Source organism: Clostridium sp. ETTB3 (assembly GCF_053571985.1).
Map to the genome: position 1 here is coordinate 2,438,730 of NZ_CP199832.1, position 20,919 is coordinate 2,459,648.

Genomic DNA, 20,919 nt, shown 5'->3' on the forward strand with positions numbered 1-20,919 from the left:
CTATATTATATTTATTATTTCTCAAATTTTCCAAATATATTATTTTTGTAATCTCTTATCCCCATTTTAATATATTTAAATTTTTCTATTTTATTATCTTCAAATAAAATTATTTTTAAATTTTCTGTAATAAATCTTCTTTTATCAGTTAGTACCCACTTAGGAAAATCTTCCTTATATTTATCCCAGATATAATGTCTGTTTCTACTCATATAATATCTTCTTAATGCACTATGGTTAGTTGGTATCATAGTAACACCTAATACTTTTTTCTTTTCACTCTCTCCTAAATTATGCACTAAAACAGCAGAGTTAACTTGTAGTATTTTATATCCTTTTTTATTTAAATTTAAGCAAAAATCATGGTCTACTAAATCAATAAATAATTTTTCATCATACATGGCAACATCTTTATATACTTTAGCTTTAGTTAATGCACCTGAAGTAATTTCTGTTAATACCTCATTGTATGAATTTAAATTTATTCCTTCATTAATATTACTACTATTATTATACTCTTTTTCTTCAACATGTATTGGCACAAGCATTGCCACTTCTTCTTTTAAATTGCTATTAAGTCCTTTATAACAATTTAACATATTATTAATCATATTTTCAGTTACTATACTATCATGATCTAAAGTTAATACCCATTGGTATCCCTTTTTAATAGAATAATCTATCCCCTTATTTAAAGCTGATGCAATTCCTTTATTTTCATTTAAATATATAACTGTTATTTCATCTTCTAAAGCTTTTAACATATTAATTGTTTCATTAGTAGATCCATTATCCACTACTATTATTTCATCAACTTTTCCTTTAAGCTTATTAATACGCAATCTAAAATCATTTTCTACATTATATGTAATAATAATTGCTGCAACACTGTTCAATATTATCCCTCCATGATTATAAATCAAACAATTTATATATTTCCTCATCAGATATCTTTATATTTTTTAATATTTGATTTCTCTTTGCTTCCATTAAAGACCTTTTACTTTTTACTTCTTTAACATACTTTAAACATTTTCTATCAAATAACATAAAGAACACAAGATATTTCATTACTCCAATATATATTTTACTCTTATCTTTTTCAAAGGCATAATTTGTTTCATTTTTTATAATCATTAAATACTGATTTCTAAATGATATTCCCTTTAAAAACTCTGATTGGCTTCTTCTATTTTTTATAGTATTTATTATACCCTTACTGCTATTCATCCCTCTTCCATGATAAGAAATTGCATCATGAACATAATAGCATTTAAATCCATAAAGGTTTAATCTCCAACAAATATCTATATCCTCTTTATAAGCAAAGAAGTCATTATCAAAATATTCTCCACTTACTTTAATCTTCTCTAAAGCATCTTTCTTAAAAACTGCAGCTGCTCCACAAACTCCAAATACTCTTTTATCTTCCTCATACTTACCTTCATCAACTTCATTTTGTCCGATATCTATACCTTGTCTATAGTGATTAAAGGATATCCCAGCAGAATCTATAACATTTAATTTTTCATCTGTATCAAAATCATACTTTAAAAGCTTTCCTGTTACTGCTCCTATTGCTTCATCTTCTGAAAATTTATTAATACACTTTTCAATATAATTTTCTCCAAACACAATATCTGGATTTGCTATTATTACGTACTCACCATTTGATAGTTCTATACCTTTATTAGCTCCTCCTGCATAACCAGTATTTTTATTTTTAAATAATACAACTTTCTCTTTAAAGTTATCTTCAATAATTTTCACAGAACTATCAGTAGAATCATTATCTATAATTATAATCTCTATATTTTTATAATTTTGATTTAATAATGAGTCTATACATTTGTATAAATATTTTTCCCCATTCCAATTAACTATTGTTACCGAAACTAACTTTTCCATATAACTCTACACTTTCTATATTTTTATTATAAAACAATTGAATATTAATTATTTTATATTATATTTTTTATAAAAGCTTAAGAAAGCTTAACTATTATTAATCCATTTTTAAATTGTACACTATTTGTACTAGGCCAAGCTTCCATACTTTCTGCTATTTCATAGCCTTCGCTTATTTGCTCTTGTGTTGCTTCAATGTAATTATATCCCAATGCCTTCATAAAGCCTATAGCTCTTGAACTATTTCCACCAAATTCAAACCAAGACACACCAATAAACTCGCCCACTACTTTATCCGGTATATAACTAGTATGTCTTCCAACTAGTACTACTGGATATTCTGGGTATTCCCCTAAACCTAAGCTTTCAATTTTTTCTGAAATCTCTTGAGCTAATTTAACATCATCCTCATACTTTAATTGCTCACTAGTAAATAATCTTACAACCGTATAGCTTTGATTCATAGCTATACATAAAGCAACAATCATGATTATTCCTTTAGCTTTTTTATCTTTTAACATCCATATTATAAGGTATAATACAGTTGCAATTACAAATTGATAATTAAACTGCATTCTAGGAATTAATCCATTTCCTATATATATTGAAAGTAAAAATGGTGATATAATAAATACTCCTGTTGCACATAGGAATAAAAATTTATCTTTTCCCTTAGAGAAAATATTCACTATAGCATATCCCCCTAAAACTAAAACGCATACTAAAAATACTTTACTATAAAACAGTCCATCTCCAAACAATCCATATCTTACATATCTTAAAATATTTTTTATAGATTCTATAGCTGGTTCTGTTCCCCATTTAATCATTCCATCTACATATTTTGATGCTCCATATAAAGCTGCAACGATTTTATCAACTATATAATATCCAACGTAACCTATAATAAATGTAACTAAATATTTTATTACTGAAATTTTAAAATAATTTTTGTCTATTTCTACATTTCCTTTTTTATTAGCAATATAAATTAATATGTAACAAGCTAATGCTCCAGATATATATAAAGCAACTATTGCTTGATATGTTCCAAATCCCCATACCATGCATATTATTGAAATAATAAGATATAAATTATTATTACTTTTTATAGTCCACTTTGAAATAAAAAATACTGCTATTGAGCATAATATTATAGCAAATGCTACTTCAAAACTTTGTAATATGAAATTAAACTGTTCTGTAAATAACGGTGCTGTAATAAATATTATTGGGAAAACACAGTTTATTAATGATTTCTTATTTTTCTCAAAAGAAAAATAACTCATTACATAACTCCATGTTATTCCAAATATAACTATAGCAACAACCATCATAAAGCACGATATATATGCATTAAAGGGCTTAAGTCCAAATAACTTTTTAGTAAATACCAAACCAAATCTTCCAAATGTCGCCCATGTATCTAATTGCCAATCATATTCATTTATTAATTTTTCTGTATCTATTGATATACTGTAGTTAAATATTTTCATTCCATATGTCATAAGTGTAAATAGTATTATTAAAATTATGCTTAATGTATTTTCTTTGCAATACTTCATAAATTCTAATATGTCACTCTTTAACTCTAAAACATCGCTTTTTAACTTCCCTCTATTCATTTAAAATCACTCTACCTTACTAAAATAAAACTATTGATTTTTAAATTTTTATAAAATATTCATTATATAATGAAAGATTTTTATTCTTCATACTTACTTTCACTATATTCATCTACAAAGTATAAAGGTCTATTTTTAACCTCTATAAATATTCTTCCTAAATATTCCCCTATTATCCCTAATGATATTAATTGAATTCCCCCTAATAATAACATTATACAAATTAAACTTGCATATCCGGGAACATCTACTCCATTAATAATTGTTTTAAAGAAAATAAATACCATATATATCAATGCACCAATAGCACTTATTGTTCCTAATATAGTTGCAATTCTTAATGGGGCTACTGTAAATGATGTTATTCCCTCAATAGCTAAATCAAATAACTTGAAATAATTCCATTTTGTCGTTCCTGCTACTCTAGGATCCCTATCAAACTCTATTGCCTTCTTTTTAAAACCTATTAAACTAAACATACCTTTAGTATATCTTTGTCTTTCTGGAAATGCTTTTAATGCTTCAACTGCTCTTCTACTTAAAAGTCTAAAGTCTCCAGTGTCCTCTTGAATAGGTACTTTTGAAACACTTCTTAAAACTCTATAGAAAGTATGTGATGTAAACTTCTTTAAAACTGTTTCACCTTTTCTGCTTTTACGCTTTGCATAAACATCATCATATCCTTCTTCATAATATTTAAGCATATCAATTATTAATTCTGGTGGATCTTGTAAGTCAGCATCTATTATTGCTACTACATCACCCCTAACATAATCAAGTGCTGCTGCCATAGCAACTTCTTTACCAAAATTCCTTGATAAATTTAAATAACAAACTCTTTCATCACTTTTTTTATATGCTTTAACTATATTTAAAGAATTATCTTTGCTTCCATCATTAACAAATAAAAATTCCATATTATAATTTTCTATCTTATCTGCTAACTTAGTTAACCTATCATAAAGATACGGTAAAGATTCCTCTTCATTATACATAGGTATTATAATAGATATTAACTTCTTCATAACTTTATCCACTCCTTAACCCTTATTTAAAATATATTCTAAATATAAAACAAAACTACTCCAAAAAATAAGTATAGAAACCAATATAACAAAAATATTAATACGCCATTTTCTTAAAAGTTCACTTAATATTAATCCTATTGCTACAACTATCAATATATCAGTTACAAAAAATACTCTTGGTCCTGATGCATATATAGTTGGAGATATACTTATTGATAATGCTGAACAAATTGCTGCTAAATATAATATTATTGATAAATATTGGACTTCAATCTTATCAAATATAAGTAAGAATAATACTGGTATAATTAATACTATACATAATAAAATAGAAGTAGGTAAAAATATCTTTATATTATCATAATTTAAAATATTTAAGTTTTGAACATTAAACATTTTAAATATAATTAAATCAGTATTAACATTTAAAATATTTAATTTTCCTTCTATAAACTTTATAATAACTACAACTATAGGAATAGCCCCTATTACCTTAATTAATATAGACTTATATTTCTTCCAAATTACTATATTAATTAAAATAACTAATATAGATATCATTATAATATTACTTTCGAAAATATGCTCTAAAAACAAATTAAGTCCCATCATTAACTTAGTTGGTAAAGATATCATATCCCATTGCCCAAACCAATTTACTATTTCTTTATTTGATCTTTCATAATTTCCTGGTGCTAAAAATAATACAGCAGTATTTATTGCAATAAAAATATTGAATATTACTAAATCTATTCTTATTTTTTTATCTCTAACTACAATATATATATTAGTTATAAATGCAAAGACAAACATTATTAATGATGCTTGCTCCATATTAGCACCTAAAATAGCCGTAAATATTAATAAAAAATACCATTTTTTATTAAACTCTTCCTTAAATATAGAATTTTTAAATGGTAATATAGTTAAAAGCAAACATGATACTGGCCATAAATAATTATAGGATCCAGTTATCCATGATATTGATGCTGAAAATACCTCTGTTGGTATAGAAAATATTAAAATGCAAATTAAACTTTTAATTAACATTCTTTTGCTTACTGTTATTTCTCTTATATAGCTATATGGAATTAATTTATATATTCCAATTGCTAAAATAACACTCATTATAGTATTTAAAACTCTCCATATCCAAATGTTACATGCAAACATCGGCACCATAATAGATTCTATAACTATTCTACCAGTCCATCCAGTATATCTTTCTTTTAGATATGCTATTAAACTTCCATTGAATGACTTATCAAGGATTGTAGAAAACCACTCATCATCACCCGAAGTAATATTTACTTTACTAAAAACCAAAAACATCATTAATCCTAATATTAAATATGGAATATTCTCAGCTTTAAATACCTTTTTTAAAATTTTTTTCATTTCATACCATCCTAACTTATCTCAATAACCTCATTAGTGAAAATTACTTCTTCTTTTTCATCTTGGTTAATTATCATAAATCCTACTTGATATTTTTTACCTTTATCTAACTTATCTTTTTTTACCCTGCCAATAAGTCCACATTTATTATAAATAGTTTCTGAAGTGTTTTTCTCAGCTAGATCACTACGATTTTCTGCTTCAGTTTTTATAGAAATAATAGTACCATCATCATCTTTTAATAAAATACTTCTATTAATATATTTATTATTACTTCCAATTTGAACTAACCATCCTTTTATTACGATATCAATATCAGAATAAATTATATCTTCAATATCATATTCCACTTCTATATCATAACTATCCTCTACATTCTTTACCTCTTTAACTTTTTCAAAATCTCTCTCTATGAAAAAATAAATACTAAAGCTAATAATTATAATAACTATTAAAGAGTATAATACTATTTTCTTTTGCATAAATAATATTCTCCTTGTTTTCATTAAACATTATTTTTCTTTAAATACCCAAAGTTTATTTACTATATAATTAATAATCATTACAATACCAGTTGTAATAACTAAAGCTATTAATTTATTAAATCCTACCATATCAACTAATAAGTATAATATTCCTGTGTTTAATCCCAATCCAATTAAATTTAATATTACAAATTTAGTTGTTGTTTCTTTTTTATTTTTTCCATTATATTTAAATACCCATTTAGAATTCCAAATATAACTATTTGCAGTTGCAATAACATAAGCAATAACATTAGCTACTATATAATACACACCTATAAAATTTAATAAAGCGAATATTATCCAATTTATTAAAGTATTTAGTACTCCAACTAATCCAAATTTAACAAATTTATTTACACCTTCATTAATAAAATTCATTTAATTAGGCCTCCATCTTTTTATTTAATTTAACTTTATTAAAAATATATACATTAAATTATCATTATAAATATAATTTTATCAAACATTATATTTAATATCTATTTTTATTAAGCATTATATTTAATCTATTTAAAAATTAAGATTATTACCATAAAAAAAGCGGCTAAGCCACTTTTTTTATAGTTTATATTTTAATAAAGTAAATTTTTAACTGCTCTTTTTCAACCTGTTTTTTACAGTTTGAAAAGCATTCTTTAACATCTTATCTCTTAAGATAAGTAACATAACAAAGTAAACTGTCATACCGCCTGCTATTTGTCTTATTAATATTAAAACATTTCTGTGTGTTCCTATATCTAATAGTCTAACTACTAATAGCATAATAATTCCTGAAACCCAATACTTATATGTTTCTTTAATCCAAGAAAAATCTAATATTTCTCTAGAACACCAAAGTTGAATTAATGCAATTGATAGTTCTGCAGATACTGTTGCAATTACCGCTCCTAAAGCAGAGTATTTAGGTATTAATATTAAATTAAGAATAAAATTAACAACAGCACCTACACAAACTGAAATAGTATATTCTTTATTTTTTCCAACAGCTATCATATACTGTGTTCCAAAAACATTTCCTAATCCGATTATTATTATTAAAACTGATGATATTTTAAGTAAAGGTATTACACTAATATATTCATATCCAAAGAATAAAGGAATAAATCTATCACTTACTGACATAATTCCAAAAGCAATTGGTACTGCTAAAAAGCTTATTACAGTGAAAGATTTTTTTAGTGTGTCTTTTACTAAATCATGTTGATTTTTACTAGTTAAGCTTGCTATCCTAGGCATCATTACCATACCTAAAGAAGTAATTATTGTAAGTAATATTCTAACTATTTTTTGAGATTGATCATAATATCCAACATCTACAGTAGGTGAATATATACCTAACATAGTCTTATCTAAAACAGTATAAATTTGTGATGCTACTTGTGGTATGAAAAGCGCTAAAACTGGTAGCATGTGTTTCTTTAACTTTAATTTTTCCAAACTTTTAAATGAAAAATTACTCTTGTCCACATAAAACCACATTACAAATTGTCCAACAAACATTGTTAAACTATTTATAAGTATATATTTCCATAAATCATTACTATCTTTTACAAAAATAAAAATTAAAATTACTGATGTAACCTTAACAAAAAAGCTTCTTATTGATGCATTTTTAAAATCTTCAATTCCAACAAAATACCAAGATATATCTATAGCACTTGATAAAATGAAGAGCCCTTGCAACATATAATACATTCCTAGAGAACTATTTAATCCTAAAACTAAAACAAAAATAACATATGAAATCATACAACCAATAAATTGTATTGAAAATATCTCCCAAAATGTTTGTCTTAATTTTCTTTTATTCTCTCTAACTGTAGCAATCTTCTTTGTTGCATACATAGTTATACCTAAAGTTCCTAACAACATGAAATATTGAGTATTTGCATTGGTTAAACTATTTGTTCCAACGCCTTGCGGACTTAAAACTCTAGATACATATGGCATAGTTATTAACGGTAATAAAATCGCAGTAATTTGATATAGCAAATTATACAAATAATTTGTTTTTACACTTCTAGCCATACTATTCTCCCTTTTCTGAACCTATCATATCTAAAATTTCAATAAATTCATCAGTAGTTTTTTCCCAACTTAATTCTTTCAAGAATTTCATTGAATTTTTATTCATTTCTTTTAATTTATCAGTATTATTTATAGCTTCTTTAACTTGATTATAAAAATCATTGTAATCAAAAGAGGTAATAATTGCAGTATCTTCTGGGAAGAAATACTCAAATGTTCCTTCTTTAAATTCTATTACTGGTAATCCTGTAGCTAACATTTCGTATGGTACTAATGAAATATTAGTTAAAGATGCAACTAGTCCAAAATCTGAAGTATTATATAAGTTTAATAATTCAGATTTACTTAACTTTCCTATATTTTCTCCACCTTCACATTTGAAGTTTTTATCTTCACCATAATATTTAATATTTAATGTAATGCCTTCTTCACTAAAATCTTTCTTTAATTTTGTAAGTAAATATTGAATTAAATAAGGTGCTCTTTTACCTACATCCTTTATATAAACAGCAAAATTAAATTCCTTTTTAGTTTTATATTCATCAAAATTTCTTTCTTTGGCAAAGTATTCTTTTCCTTCATATGGGAATGTAATATAATCTAACCTTGAATTTATGTTGCATTCCTTTTCTATCATATGTTTATTCCATTTTCCTAAGCTAACCATATGATATCCAACTTCATAAGATTTTTGAGCCATAATATAGCTTTCTCCATATAAATTGAAGTATGGTTCATAATCTTGAATGAAATACATCTTATATCCACTCATTTCTCTTGAGTAATATACAGATTCCCATGAGGTAGCAATTACTATATCACTTTTTACTTTTTTAACATCATCTCCAATAATATTTCCTTTATAATTAGTTAAATTTATTTCTGCATTTTTCCTCATATCTTCTATATTTTGAGGTGCAAAAGAAACATATCCTACATTGTAACCTTTTTTACTTAACTCTGTTCCTAATCTTAATATAGATGTATGACCTCCACTAAAAGCAGGCATTCCCGGTATAACAAATGTTATATTCTTTATTTCCTTTGGTACTATATTTACAATTGGAGTAAAATCTACTTTCTCTAATAAGTTATTTATATACCTTTTAAAATTACTCTGATCTCTTAAATAAATAACTTTTCTCATCGCTTTTACTATTTTTCTCATAATAATACCTCCTTATTATATCTTCCAATATTCAATTTTTTTACTTTCTTTTAATCCGTCATTTAAACCTTTTATTGCTGATTTTACAACATTAAAATTATTAATATTTTTTACAACCGTTTTTAAAAATCTTATATAATATTCTTTCTTATGTTTTTTATAATTTTCATCACTTTGATGCCTTTTAGCATATATAAATAAATTTCTCGTTAAATAATATTCCTTAAATCCAGTTGTATTTCCTCCAGTTGCTGAATGCATATGATATACAATGCTATTTGTTAATAATTTAGCTTTAAATCCTGATGATTTAAGTCTTAAAGATAAATCAACATCCTCAAAATATGCAAAGAAATTATTATCAAAATAATTATCATTATCTAATTTTACTACTTCTAATGCTTTTGTTGAATAAATAGCCGCTCCAGCACATACCCCTTCTATATTTATATCGCCTTTATTTAATATATCTGACACACTTTCTTTAAATCCTACTTGTAATGGAATTAAATCCTCTCTAAAATTCAATCCAGCTGCATCACAAATCTCTTTATTAAAATAGTTTATCATAAATAATTGAAATACATCAAACTCTTTATTATTCTCTATATAGTTCATAGCATTTTTTAAAGACTCCTTAGAAACCTCAACATCATTATTTAATGTTAAAATATACTGACATCCATCATTAATTGCCTTCTTTATTCCAATATTATTTGCTTGTGCAAACCCACTATTATAATTCATTTCTGTTAAATCTATATTTAGTTTTTCATTATATCTTTTAATTACTTCCTTAGATTTGTCTTTGGAATTATTGTCAATTATGTATAGTTTAAAAGCTTTAAAAGATTGATTTTCTAAACTTTTAAGGCATTCATCAATTAGTTTTTCACCATTCCAGTTAGCAATTACTATTCCTAGCATATACTTCTCCTTCTAATTACTCTATTTTAATTTACCTTTAATACCTTTTTTATAATCTTTGTATCCTCTAAGAACCATCTTTATTTTATTTACCTTATCTTTTTCACCTAAAATAATTTTTACAAATTCTTTTTTAAATAATTTCTTATCTCTATTTAAAGTAAAACTATTTAAACCCTTATACTTTTCCCAAATATAAAATCTATTTCTTGTCATGTAATATCTTCTTAAAGCAGAGTGATTTGAAGTATTAAAACTTCCTAAAATCCCCTTGATGGTCTTACTTTCTCCAAGACTATGATAAAGAACTGCATCTCTAATTTTAATCATTTTAATACCTTTTTCATTTAATCTCATACAAAAATCAGTATCTACTAAATCTATAAATAAACTATCATCAAAAAAACCTACCTTTTCAAAAACTTCTTTCCTTAATAGATTTCCTGATGTTATATCTGCATCAACATATTCATAAGAATTCATATTTGAATTTTCTTCAATAGATTGTATCCTTTCATCAACAAAGTTAGGAAAAATACTTAATATATCTTTTCTCTCTTCTCTATTTATTGAATTATATACATTAAACATTTTTTTTACCATATCCGGACTAGCTTTGCTATCTTGATCCATTGTTAATATCCATTCATATCCATTTTCTAATGCTTTTCTAACTCCAATATTTAATGCAGTGGCAATTCCTAAATTTTCTTTATTTAAAATAATTTCTATTTTATCTTCATTTATACTCTTTATATATTTTACATATTTTTCTTTAGACCCATTATCTACAATAATCACTTTTTCAACTTGATTCAATAATAAATTTATACTATCAAACAAATTGCTATCTGGATTATATGAAACTATAATAGCCGCAACTTTACACATCATCCTTACTCCATTCTTTCCTTTTAAAGTAATATCTCTTATTTTATTAATAACTTGTTTTATATTCTAAATATTATTAAACTTTAAAAATATTTTTTCCGAAAATGCTAAATCGTATAACAAATTTAGTAACTAATAAACAGTTACAATAAAATTATCTTTACATTAAATCTTATTATTCATTATAAATTACTACCTATTAATATGCTAAAATACTACTTAATTCTAATAAAAAATAAATAATTATATTATTAAAATATTTAAATACAAAACTCAACTTTACCTAATGCTAGTAATTATAGCATATAATAAAACCATTTTAAATTTTTTTATAGATATAAAAATAAAATTTACTACTAACCCTTCTGCCCAACGAATTTATATTTAAACAACTTAAACCAAAGTTGAATATCTCTTTTACTTACTTTCAATGAAAATTAAAGTATTACAAATCTATCATCTATTGTTGTATGATAAATTCCAATAATCATTGCAATTAAATTATTTAAGCAAAGAGTAGATAAATTTATCATTTTTTCTAGCGTTTTTTTCAATTTTGTAGCAATATATTCTTGATAGTTTATCATAAAAATCACCTTTTTTTTGTAAATTGTTATTGCAAACAAATTTTATACTATAAAAAGGTGGTTTTTTATATTTTTCAGAATAATTTTTTTATTAAATTAGATATTTCTAATTAACTGGATAATAACTATCTATAGGTAATATTGCAACCCACACATAATGTTTAATTCATTTAACTTTTATATAAGTTTCATCTGCAGAAAGTATTTTAGATGGTTTGTAGTTATATATATTAAAAAAGCTTTTAATAACAGCAGTTGCTATTAGAGCATAATTAGCAATAGTTCTAGGTGATATTGTTATTCCATGAACTTCTTTTAAAACATGTTCAATTAATCTTGTGGATATTTTACAATTAAGGTGATAACTAAAACATAATCCTATTATATGAGGCTTAAACTTTTTAATTTACCGGTTCGTCTTTGGACAGATTTTACGATATTGTTATATTTGTGTTTGTAATAAGTTAAAAGTAATTTATAATCTACCTTTTCAAATTTAATAATTGTAGGTACTTATCTACTTTGAATTTTTGATATACCAATCTATTTGAGTCATCAAATACCATCTGTTTTAGTTATATGTGTGTTGAAAAAAATAATAAATTGATAAATAATTTTAATTAAATATTGATTATACGTGATTAAATAAGTTATAATTGAATCCATAATAACGACACCCTTTCAGGGTTAAATTTGTTTGGTTTGATATTCAATTTTAACATAAAATTAGTGGGTGTTGTTTTTTATACAAAAAACTTGTAAAACTTTGACATATAAAGAATTTAAAAGAAAAGTAATTTAAAAAACTTTACACCAATATTTACTACTAGGAGAAAATTATATGAATAAAAAAATTTTAAATATCTTTATATTTATTGTTTATTCAATACTATTAACCTTTTTTATAGACTGTATTTCACGTTCAAGCTTTAATGAAGCTTTTAATTTTCTAACCAATTCATTTAATATATTTTTATATAATGTATTAATTATTGTACTTACGTTAAGTCCTTGTTTTTTGTTTAAAATAAGGTTATTTTATTTTTCATTAATAAGCTTAATTTGGTTTATATTGGCTCTTGCCAATAATTTAGTAACAAAATTCAGAGGAATGCCTTTAACGTTTTATGATATAGGAATGATAGAAAATGGTTTAGAAATAATTGAACAATACCTTTCTAAGAATTTAATAATAATAATGATATTATCATCATTATTACTAATATCATTATTACTAATATCATTATTAATATTTATTTTCTTAAAGTGTAAAAAAAAATCTATTAATTATTTTATTAATATCTTATTAATATCACTACTTATTATATCTTTTCCTCAAATTCTAAATTATGGATTAAAATCAAATATAATAAGTAAAAATTTTTGGGATATCAATTGGGGATATAATACTTATGGATTTATCTATTCCTTTTTTAATAGTGCTATTAATAATGGAATAAATAAACCAATAAATTATTCAAACGATACAATATCATCAATAAAAAATAGTTTACTTTTATTAGAACCTGAAAATGATATGAAGCTTACTGTTAGTTCTTCAATTGTTAATTACGATTTTACAGATATAAAAGATTTTAAAGATAATGATAATAAATTATTACCAAATATAATATTAATTCAATTAGAATCTTTTATAAATCCAAATTGGATAACTGATATTAAATTAAACAAAAATCCTGTTAGCAATCTAGAATCATTATCTAATGAATTTACTTCTGGATTAATATCTGTTCCAGTACTTGGTGGTGGAACAGCAAATACAGAATTTGAGGTTATTACTGGAATGTCAACTGAATTTTTTGGTTCTGGAGAGTTTCCCTATAATACTATAGCTTCAAAGAAAGCTATACCTTCACTCGCTTATACTTTAAGAGATTTGGGCTATAGTTCTAATTCTTTGCATAACCATGAAGGTAAGTTTTATTCACGAGATGTAGTATATCAAAATTTAGGTTTTGATTCTTTTACCCCTATAGAATGTATGTCTACTCCTGAAAGAACTCCTGTAGGTTGGGCGAAAGATAGTGTTTTAATAGATGAGATTTGTAATATCTTAATTTCTACAGATAACTCTGACCTAATATTTGGTATTTCTATTCAAGGTCATGGAGGATATCCTAGTGATTATATAGAAGATAAAGAAGTTTATATTACTAATGATTATTCTAAAGATAATAAAAATAGCTTAGAATACTATATAAATCAAATTTATGAAATGGATCAATTTATAGGTAACTTAATAGAAGCTGTAAATGAATTAAATGAGCCTACTATAATTGTATTTTATGGAGATCACTTCCCTGCAATTGGTCTATCCGAATCTAATATTTCAATTAGAACACTGAAAAAAACTCCTTATTTAATTTGGGATAATATGAATTTAGCTAGGGAAAATAAAGATATATCTGCATATGAACTTACTTCATTAATTTTAGACAAGCTATCATTACCTAGTACAACCTTAAATATGCTTCATAATAGTAGTCTTGATGAAAAAACAAAGACTGAATATCTTAATCAATTAGAATATGACATGATTTATGGTAAAAACTATACTGCAGATTATGAAGAGCTTGTTCCTTCAAGTGAATATAAAATTGGTTTTAAAAATGTAAAAATTAATAGTATCGAAATCTATGATGATAATAATATTTTAATTAAAGGTGAAAACTTTAATAATTATAGTAATGTATATATTAATGGGAAATATATTGAAAAAATATCTATAGATAATAATACTTTATCTATTCCATTAAATTATTGCAAAAAAGGTGATAAAATTCAAATTCGTCAAGATTCCACAACTGATTCAACTATATTTTCTTATTCAAATGAACTAATATTTAAATAATTATAATAAAAATAGAGGATTTAAATTTAATATGATAGCATTAATTATACATATTAGTAATTATCTAAAAATCCTCTATTTTTTATTATGTTTATTTTTAAATTAAATATTAGTTATATCCCTTAGGATTATTACTTTGCCATCTCCAAGAATCCTCACACATTTCCTTGATTCCTCTTTCAGCCTTCCATCCTAACTCTTCATTTGCCTTCTTAGGATCAGCATAACAAGTAGCAATATCACCAGCTCTTCTAGGAGCTATTTCATAAGGAATTTCTCGTCCTGAAGCTTCACTAAATGCTTTAACAACATCTAATACTGAATACCCATTACCAGTTCCTAAATTATATGTTACTAATCCTGGATTAGTTGCTAACTTTTCTAATGCTTTAACGTGCCCAACTGATAAGTCAACAACATGGATATAATCTCTTACACCTGTTCCATCATGAGTTGGATAATCATTTCCAAATACTCTAAGTTCTTTTAATTCACCAATAGCAACTTTAGTAATATAAGGCATTAAATTGTTTGGAATTCCATTTGGATCTTCCCCTATTAATCCACTTTTATGAGCTCCAACTGGATTAAAATATCTTAATATTGCTATATTTAATTGCGGCTCTGCCTTTGCAATATCTCTTAACATATCTTCAATCATAAGCTTAGTGCTTCCATACGGATTAGTTGTTGATAATGGAGAATCCTCTGTTATAGGAACTACCTTTGCATCTCCATAAACAGTTGCAGAAGAACTAAATACAAAGTTTCTACATCCATATTTCTTCATAGCCTTTAACACTACTAATGCACTTGTTAGATTATTGTAGTAATATTCCAATGGTTTTTCAACTGATTCCCCTACTGCTTTAAAAGCTGCAAAATGAATTACTGAGTTTATATTATTTTCTTCAAATACCTTTTCTGTTTCATTTACATCTGTTAAATTAACATTATAAAATTTAACGTCCTTACCTGTTATCTCTTTAATTCTATCTTTAACAACTTCTTTACTATTACTTAAATCATCAGCAATTACAACATCATATCCTGCATTTAAAAGTTCTACAGTTGTATGACTTCCAATATAACCCATACCACCTGATACTAATACTGCCATAATTAATTTCCTCCCAACCAACTATTAAATTTCTCACTTTTATTATATAACATATTCTTCAAATATAAAATAACTTTTTTAAATTATTTAATAAAGTTTCCTAATTAATTTATTTTAAATTATATAAAGTTAAGATTCAGTGTTAACTATATCGTAAAATAACTTCAATTATTAAAATAATACTTTTCTAAAAAATTAAATATTAATACTTTTTGTCAAAATACATTTATTCATGTTAAAATTATTATATTATTCGAAATTACATTTTTCTTTGATTATAGGAGGACCTTATGAAAAAAAAATCATCTAAAACAAAAAAAATTTTAATAAGTATTTGCTTAATTTTAGCTTTAATAATAGGAGGTGTAGCCTTTGCAATTAACCACTATTCATCTAAAGTTGAAAGAGTAGACATTGATAGAAATATAGTAACTGAAACAGGTAAAACACCTGCAAAGGAAGATGAAAATATAATAACAATTGCTTTATTAGGCACAGATTTTAGTCAAAACGAAAAATACGGAAATTTATATGGTGCTTCAGATTCTACTATGATATTAGGTATTGATAAAAAAAATAATAAGATTAAACTTTTTTCTTTAATGAGAGATATGTATTTAGATTTACCTGATGGTAGTGGAAAACAAAATTTAAATTATACAATGGCATACGGTGGCCCAGAGCTTATATTAAAAACTATAAATACAAACTTTAATTTAAAAGTTGATAAATTTATTTCAGTTAGTTTACATAGCTTACCTACAATAATAGATAAACTTGGTGGAGTTGAAATTACATTAACTAACGAAGAATTAAATTATATAAATGGATATATAAAAAATATTGATGATGAAAATGGTACTACTACAGCTAAATTAACTTCTGCTGGTACCCAGCTTTTAAATGGAACTCAAGCAGCTGCATATTGTAGAATAAGATATACTGAAGGTAGTGATTATAAGCGTGGTGAAAGACAAAGAGAGATTTTAGATGCATTATTCAATAAATTTAAAACTGCATCTATTGGAGATTTAATTTCAATAATGGATGATATTTTACCTTTAGTGTCAACTAACCTTACTAATAATGAAATTATTTCAATAGTTACTACTGTTTTAGGTATGGGAATGCCTCATATTGAACAAGCAAGTTTCCCTTCAGTAGAAAAAACAAAAACTATTTATACAGATATGCTTCATTTAACTATTGATACTGATGAAATTACTAATGATATTCATAACTTCTTATATTCTTCAAATTAAATTCAAATAACTTTAAAGATGTAACAGCTATTTTTATTATGTTACATCTTTTATTCTATATTTTATATTTTTATTCAATTTTCCTCTACAAAAATTCCCTTAGCAATAAGTGAAACTATAACACATAAAAATAAAATGAAATAAATAATACTCATTATTCTAATTTTACTTTTATTTATAGCCCTACTACTTTCTTGAGTCCCATTAACTACATTACTATTCTTATCCTCTTTACTTTCATATTCATTTTTTACTACTTCATCATTTGTATTATCATCTACAAATTCATTATTCTCATTAATCTCTTCTTTATTTATATAATCAAATAACTCATTATACTCTTCTTTTGTAAACGGTGACTTTTTATAGTTATTATAATATTTTATAGCTCCTTTTATATCACATATTAATAAGATTTCTCCACTTTTCTTATCTTTAATTTCAAACTTATTATTATAAGAATCAATATTAACTTGTATTCCTAATTCATTTGCAAGCATTAATGCATCACTATATATTTGTGATAATTGTAATAGTGAAAATTCCTTTAGTGATTTTCCACCTTTAATATCATTAATTATCTCGCTACTATCACTAATTATTTTCTTAATTTTACCTTCATTTATATTTAAATTCTCTATATACTCATAAATATTTTTAGAATATTCCTTTGGAATTCCAATTTCCTCAAGCTTACCTTTAATAAAGTTAATATTTTGACTATGTACTGGCAATATCAAAATGTTTAATAATAAAAAACAGCTAATAAATATTTTTATGATATATTTAACTTTAATCTTCATAAATTTAGCTTCCTTTTATAAACTATTTATTTTGATTATTGCCAAAAATAATAAAACTAAACTTAATTTAATCCTTTATATTTTATATAAATATTAATAATTTACTTTACGAGATTCATTAAATCCATATTGTAAATAATGATCTATTCCTGATACAAATATCCCATTTTTAACTGCTTCATTTACATCTGGATTAAGCTTTAAATAAGCACCTTCATTATATTCTTCTGGAATAGGTGGTAATGGTAACCTTCCTTCCTTTTTTCCATAATCAACATAATGCTTATATGGATCATATTTATAAGTTGGACTATTAGCAACATCAAGATATTTATTCAAATACCAATTCTTACTGAATACATACATAGAATAATTCATCTCCTCATTATCATTTATATAATTTATAGCTTTAATTTGATCTTTAACATTTTCTATATTCTTCTTAATATCTATATAAGAAAATAATATACTTCCATTTATATTATACTTTTTATTTAATTCTATTTGCTTTAATAGTTCTCTTGCTACAGCCTCCTTATATATACCTTGTCCAATATATAACTTGACATTTGTGTTGATTACTTCATTTGCCCACCATGGTATTAATTTTGAATAATCAGCTACTTTATTTCCTATTTCCCAATAAACTTGGGGTGCTACATAATTAAGCCAATTATTTTTTATCCAAGTTCTTGTATCTGCATAAATATCATAATAACTTTCTGATCCTGATGTATCTGAACCACTAACATCACTACTTTTATTTTTCCATATTCCTCGTGGACTAATTCCAAATTTAACATTACCATTAATTGATTTTATAACTTCATAACAAGCTTTAACCATTTCATCTACTGACCTTCTTCTAAAATCACCTAAACTTACTCCATTTCCATACCTTCTATATGCATCATTATCATCAATATTTTCACCAGGATAAAAATAATCATCAAAGTGTATTCCATCTATATTATAATTTCTAACAATTTCAGCTACAGTATTTACAATATACTCTCTTACTTCTGGCAATCCTGGATTATAAAACATTGCATTATTATATTTTATAACTGTTTGAGGATTATTCCTTGCAAAATTATTTTCTGACAATACTGATAAATTAGTTCCACTAGTTGTAACTCTATATGGATTTAACCATCCATGAACTTTTATATTTCTTTTATGAGATTCTTCTAATATAAATTCTAAAGGATCATATCCTGGATCTTTTCCCTGTACTCCTGTTAATATATCTGACCACGGATTTATTGATGATTTATATAAAGCATCTGACTTTGGTCTTATTTGTACAACTATTGTATCTATTCCTAATGACATTACATCTTCAAGTATATTAATAAATTCACTTTTTTGAATTTCTACATTTCCTTTTGATGAAGATGATGGCCAATCTTGATTATATACTGTTGTAATCCAAACTCCTTTCATTTACTTTTCATCCCCTTTATTTATATTTTCCCTTATTTGTTTTACCCATAATTAAATAATATGTTTGAATTTATAAAATTGATTGTATTTAATTCATATTCTTTTGTTATATAAAAATGTTGTTAACAACATTTTTATATAAGATAAATTACAATATCAAGTGCAACACTAATTAATTGCAAAAAAATAACCCATACGGGTACGTTCATGTTAAAGTAATAATTGACTAGAAAACCACTTTAAAGGACGTGACTGTATGAGCTATAAACATATTACTATAAATGAACGTTGTTGTATAGTAGAATATTTAAATTTAGGATGGAGTTTATCTAAAATAGCCAAAGAACTCAACAGAAATAAATCAAGTATTTCAAGAGAAATTAAAAGAAACAATCTTAATGGAAGATACAAAGCTCATGTAGCTCAAGATAAATATGAAAACAGAAGAGTTAAATGTAAACCTCATGGAAAAATTGCTAACGCTTCGTTAGTAAACTATGTTCAAGAAAAGCTAAATAATCACTGGTCTCCAGAACAGATTTCAGGTCGTCTAAAACTTGAATTTAATAAACAAATAATTTCATTTAGCACTATATACTCTTGGCTATATAAAGGTATTTTGGAGCACTGTTCCGTTGACCTGCTTCGCAGGAAGGGTAAATCACTAAAACCAAGAGAAACTCGAGGTAAATTCAATATAGGGAAAACAATAAGTCAAAGACCTAAAGATGTAAGAAAAAGATTAGATATTGGACACTGGGAACTTGATACTATTGTTTCAAGTAGGGGAAAATCTAAGGCGTGTCTTTCAACTTTCGTTGAAAGAAAAACACGTTTAACAAAAATCAGAATAATGCAAAATAGAAAAGCTTCTACTTTTAATGAACATTGTATTATTGCATTAGGCAAATTTGGTAGGAATAATTTAAAATCATTGACTGTAGATCGTGGTAAAGAATTTGCTGGATATTTAGAGTTAGAAAATAAATTAGACTTAGATGTGTATTTTGCTGATGCTTACAGTTCATGGCAAAGAGGAACTAATGAAAATACAAATGGCTTGATTAGAGAATTCTTTCCTAAAAAATTTGATTTTTCTACTATAAATCAAAATCATGTTGATATTGTTGAGGATATTTTAAATAATAGACCACGGAAATGTCTTGGATACAAGACACCGTTAGAAGCATTTAACGAAGAACAAGCTAAGTGTTGCACTTAGCTTGACAATTCGTCATAACAAAAGAATATGCACAAAAATAATACTATTTATTTATAAAATAAACTAAACCCCAGAAGCGTATATTAACTACTGTTAACATACTTCTG

Annotated in this window: 18 protein-coding genes; 3 read left to right on the plus strand and 15 right to left on the minus strand. The window is 24.9% G+C overall.

From position 1 onward, the window contains the following. Positions 1–14: 14 nt before the first annotated feature. The 12 genes from ACUN06_RS11765 to ACUN06_RS11820 form a co-directional block, all read right to left on the minus strand. A complete protein-coding gene (locus tag ACUN06_RS11765) occupies positions 15–896 on the minus strand; it encodes a glycosyltransferase family 2 protein (RefSeq protein WP_294369457.1) in 882 nt (293 codons plus the stop codon). A gap of 16 nt (positions 897–912) precedes the next feature. Further along, positions 913–1,908: a glycosyltransferase family 2 protein gene (locus ACUN06_RS11770; protein ID WP_449389845.1), complete on the minus strand. Its 996-nt coding sequence runs from the start codon at positions 1,906–1,908 to the stop codon at positions 913–915. 77 nt (positions 1,909–1,985) lie between these two features. Then, positions 1,986–3,533 carry a glucosyltransferase domain-containing protein gene (locus ACUN06_RS11775; RefSeq protein WP_449389846.1) on the minus strand — a complete coding sequence of 516 codons (1,548 nt, stop codon included), beginning with the start codon at positions 3,531–3,533 and terminating at the stop codon, positions 1,986–1,988. An 80-nt stretch (positions 3,534–3,613) separates the two neighbouring features. After that, positions 3,614–4,558: a glycosyltransferase family 2 protein gene (locus ACUN06_RS11780; protein WP_294369453.1), complete on the minus strand. Its 945-nt coding sequence runs from the start codon at positions 4,556–4,558 to the stop codon at positions 3,614–3,616. Positions 4,559–4,573: 15 nt separating this feature from the next. Continuing rightward, positions 4,574–5,959: a DUF6056 family protein gene (locus tag ACUN06_RS11785; protein WP_303188730.1), complete on the minus strand. Its 1,386-nt coding sequence runs from the start codon at positions 5,957–5,959 to the stop codon at positions 4,574–4,576. Positions 5,960–5,970: 11 nt separating this feature from the next. Continuing rightward, on the minus strand, positions 5,971–6,441 hold the full coding sequence (locus ACUN06_RS11790; protein ID WP_449389847.1) for a hypothetical protein: 471 nt from the start codon (positions 6,439–6,441) through the stop codon (positions 5,971–5,973). A gap of 30 nt (positions 6,442–6,471) precedes the next feature. After that, positions 6,472–6,864 carry a GtrA family protein gene (locus tag ACUN06_RS11795; protein ID WP_449389848.1) on the minus strand — a complete coding sequence of 131 codons (393 nt, stop codon included), beginning with the start codon at positions 6,862–6,864 and terminating at the stop codon, positions 6,472–6,474. Between the two features lie 210 nt (positions 6,865–7,074). Beyond that, a complete protein-coding gene (locus tag ACUN06_RS11800; protein WP_449389849.1) occupies positions 7,075–8,514 on the minus strand; it encodes a flippase in 1,440 nt (479 codons plus the stop codon). 1 nt (position 8,515) lies between these two features. Continuing rightward, positions 8,516–9,682 carry a glycosyltransferase family protein gene (locus tag ACUN06_RS11805; protein ID WP_412875324.1) on the minus strand — a complete coding sequence of 389 codons (1,167 nt, stop codon included), beginning with the start codon at positions 9,680–9,682 and terminating at the stop codon, positions 8,516–8,518. A gap of 15 nt (positions 9,683–9,697) precedes the next feature. Next, positions 9,698–10,609, minus strand: a complete 912-nt coding sequence (locus ACUN06_RS11810; RefSeq protein WP_412655628.1) for a glycosyltransferase family 2 protein — start codon at positions 10,607–10,609, stop codon at positions 9,698–9,700. Positions 10,610–10,630: 21 nt separating this feature from the next. Further along, positions 10,631–11,503 (minus strand): glycosyltransferase family 2 protein, encoded by an 873-nt coding sequence (locus ACUN06_RS11815; RefSeq protein WP_294163126.1) that lies wholly within the window; start codon positions 11,501–11,503, stop codon positions 10,631–10,633. A 434-nt stretch (positions 11,504–11,937) separates the two neighbouring features. Beyond that, positions 11,938–12,087 (minus strand): hypothetical protein, encoded by a 150-nt coding sequence (locus ACUN06_RS11820; RefSeq protein WP_294369438.1) that lies wholly within the window; start codon positions 12,085–12,087, stop codon positions 11,938–11,940. 841 nt (positions 12,088–12,928) lie between these two features. On the opposite strand from ACUN06_RS11820, the gene ACUN06_RS11825 reads away from it, so the two are divergent. Further along, positions 12,929–14,959, plus strand: coding sequence for an LTA synthase family protein (locus ACUN06_RS11825; RefSeq protein ID WP_294399510.1), 2,031 nt, complete (start codon positions 12,929–12,931; stop codon positions 14,957–14,959). A gap of 109 nt (positions 14,960–15,068) precedes the next feature. Here the strand turns inward: ACUN06_RS11825 and galE are convergent, their stop codons facing one another. After that, positions 15,069–16,079 carry a UDP-glucose 4-epimerase GalE gene (gene galE, locus ACUN06_RS11830; protein WP_294399508.1) on the minus strand — a complete coding sequence of 337 codons (1,011 nt, stop codon included), beginning with the start codon at positions 16,077–16,079 and terminating at the stop codon, positions 15,069–15,071. A 290-nt stretch (positions 16,080–16,369) separates the two neighbouring features. Here galE and ACUN06_RS11835 point away from each other — a divergent pair, with 290 nt between their 5' ends. Then, a complete protein-coding gene (locus tag ACUN06_RS11835; RefSeq protein ID WP_346967596.1) occupies positions 16,370–17,341 on the plus strand; it encodes an LCP family protein in 972 nt (323 codons plus the stop codon). Between the two features lie 74 nt (positions 17,342–17,415). Here the strand turns inward: ACUN06_RS11835 and ACUN06_RS11840 are convergent, their stop codons facing one another. Both ACUN06_RS11840 and ACUN06_RS11845 read right to left on the minus strand, forming a co-directional pair. After that, a complete protein-coding gene (locus ACUN06_RS11840; protein ID WP_449389850.1) occupies positions 17,416–18,144 on the minus strand; it encodes a hypothetical protein in 729 nt (242 codons plus the stop codon). A 93-nt stretch (positions 18,145–18,237) separates the two neighbouring features. Further along, positions 18,238–19,590, minus strand: a complete 1,353-nt coding sequence (locus ACUN06_RS11845) for a glycoside hydrolase family 10 protein (RefSeq protein WP_449389851.1) — start codon at positions 19,588–19,590, stop codon at positions 18,238–18,240. Between the two features lie 256 nt (positions 19,591–19,846). Here ACUN06_RS11845 and ACUN06_RS11850 point away from each other — a divergent pair, with 256 nt between their 5' ends. After that, the gene (locus ACUN06_RS11850) at positions 19,847–20,812 is read left to right on the plus strand and encodes an IS30 family transposase (protein WP_042403103.1); all 966 of its coding nucleotides are present in this window, start codon (positions 19,847–19,849) and stop codon (positions 20,810–20,812) included. Positions 20,813–20,919: the final 107 nt, after the last annotated feature.

Excerpts from the sequence above, each read along its gene's own strand:
- ACUN06_RS11770 (WP_449389845.1), bottom strand. The coding sequence starts at position 1,908 with ATGGAAAAGTTAGTTTCGGTAACAATAGTTAATTGGAATGGGGAAAAA.
- ACUN06_RS11775 (WP_449389846.1), bottom strand. The coding sequence starts at position 3,533 with ATGAATAGAGGGAAGTTAAAAAGCGATGTTTTAGAGTTAAAGAGTGAC.
- ACUN06_RS11780 (WP_294369453.1), bottom strand. The coding sequence starts at position 4,558 with ATGAAGAAGTTAATATCTATTATAATACCTATGTATAATGAAGAGGAA.
- ACUN06_RS11785 (WP_303188730.1), bottom strand. The coding sequence starts at position 5,959 with ATGAAAAAAATTTTAAAAAAGGTATTTAAAGCTGAGAATATTCCATAT.
- ACUN06_RS11790 (WP_449389847.1), bottom strand. The coding sequence starts at position 6,441 with ATGCAAAAGAAAATAGTATTATACTCTTTAATAGTTATTATAATTATT.
- ACUN06_RS11795 (WP_449389848.1), bottom strand. The coding sequence starts at position 6,864 with ATGAATTTTATTAATGAAGGTGTAAATAAATTTGTTAAATTTGGATTA.
- ACUN06_RS11800 (WP_449389849.1), bottom strand. The coding sequence starts at position 8,514 with ATGGCTAGAAGTGTAAAAACAAATTATTTGTATAATTTGCTATATCAA.
- ACUN06_RS11805 (WP_412875324.1), bottom strand. The coding sequence starts at position 9,682 with ATGAGAAAAATAGTAAAAGCGATGAGAAAAGTTATTTATTTAAGAGAT.
- ACUN06_RS11810 (WP_412655628.1), bottom strand. The coding sequence starts at position 10,609 with ATGCTAGGAATAGTAATTGCTAACTGGAATGGTGAAAAACTAATTGAT.
- ACUN06_RS11815 (WP_294163126.1), bottom strand. The coding sequence starts at position 11,503 with ATGATGTGTAAAGTTGCGGCTATTATAGTTTCATATAATCCAGATAGC.
- ACUN06_RS11820 (WP_294369438.1), bottom strand. The coding sequence starts at position 12,087 with ATGATAAACTATCAAGAATATATTGCTACAAAATTGAAAAAAACGCTA.
- ACUN06_RS11825 (WP_294399510.1), top strand. The coding sequence starts at position 12,929 with ATGAATAAAAAAATTTTAAATATCTTTATATTTATTGTTTATTCAATA.
- galE (WP_294399508.1), bottom strand. The coding sequence starts at position 16,079 with ATGGCAGTATTAGTATCAGGTGGTATGGGTTATATTGGAAGTCATACA.
- ACUN06_RS11835 (WP_346967596.1), top strand. The coding sequence starts at position 16,370 with ATGAAAAAAAAATCATCTAAAACAAAAAAAATTTTAATAAGTATTTGC.
- ACUN06_RS11840 (WP_449389850.1), bottom strand. The coding sequence starts at position 18,144 with ATGAAGATTAAAGTTAAATATATCATAAAAATATTTATTAGCTGTTTT.
- ACUN06_RS11845 (WP_449389851.1), bottom strand. The coding sequence starts at position 19,590 with ATGAAAGGAGTTTGGATTACAACAGTATATAATCAAGATTGGCCATCA.
- ACUN06_RS11850 (WP_042403103.1), top strand. The coding sequence starts at position 19,847 with ATGAGCTATAAACATATTACTATAAATGAACGTTGTTGTATAGTAGAA.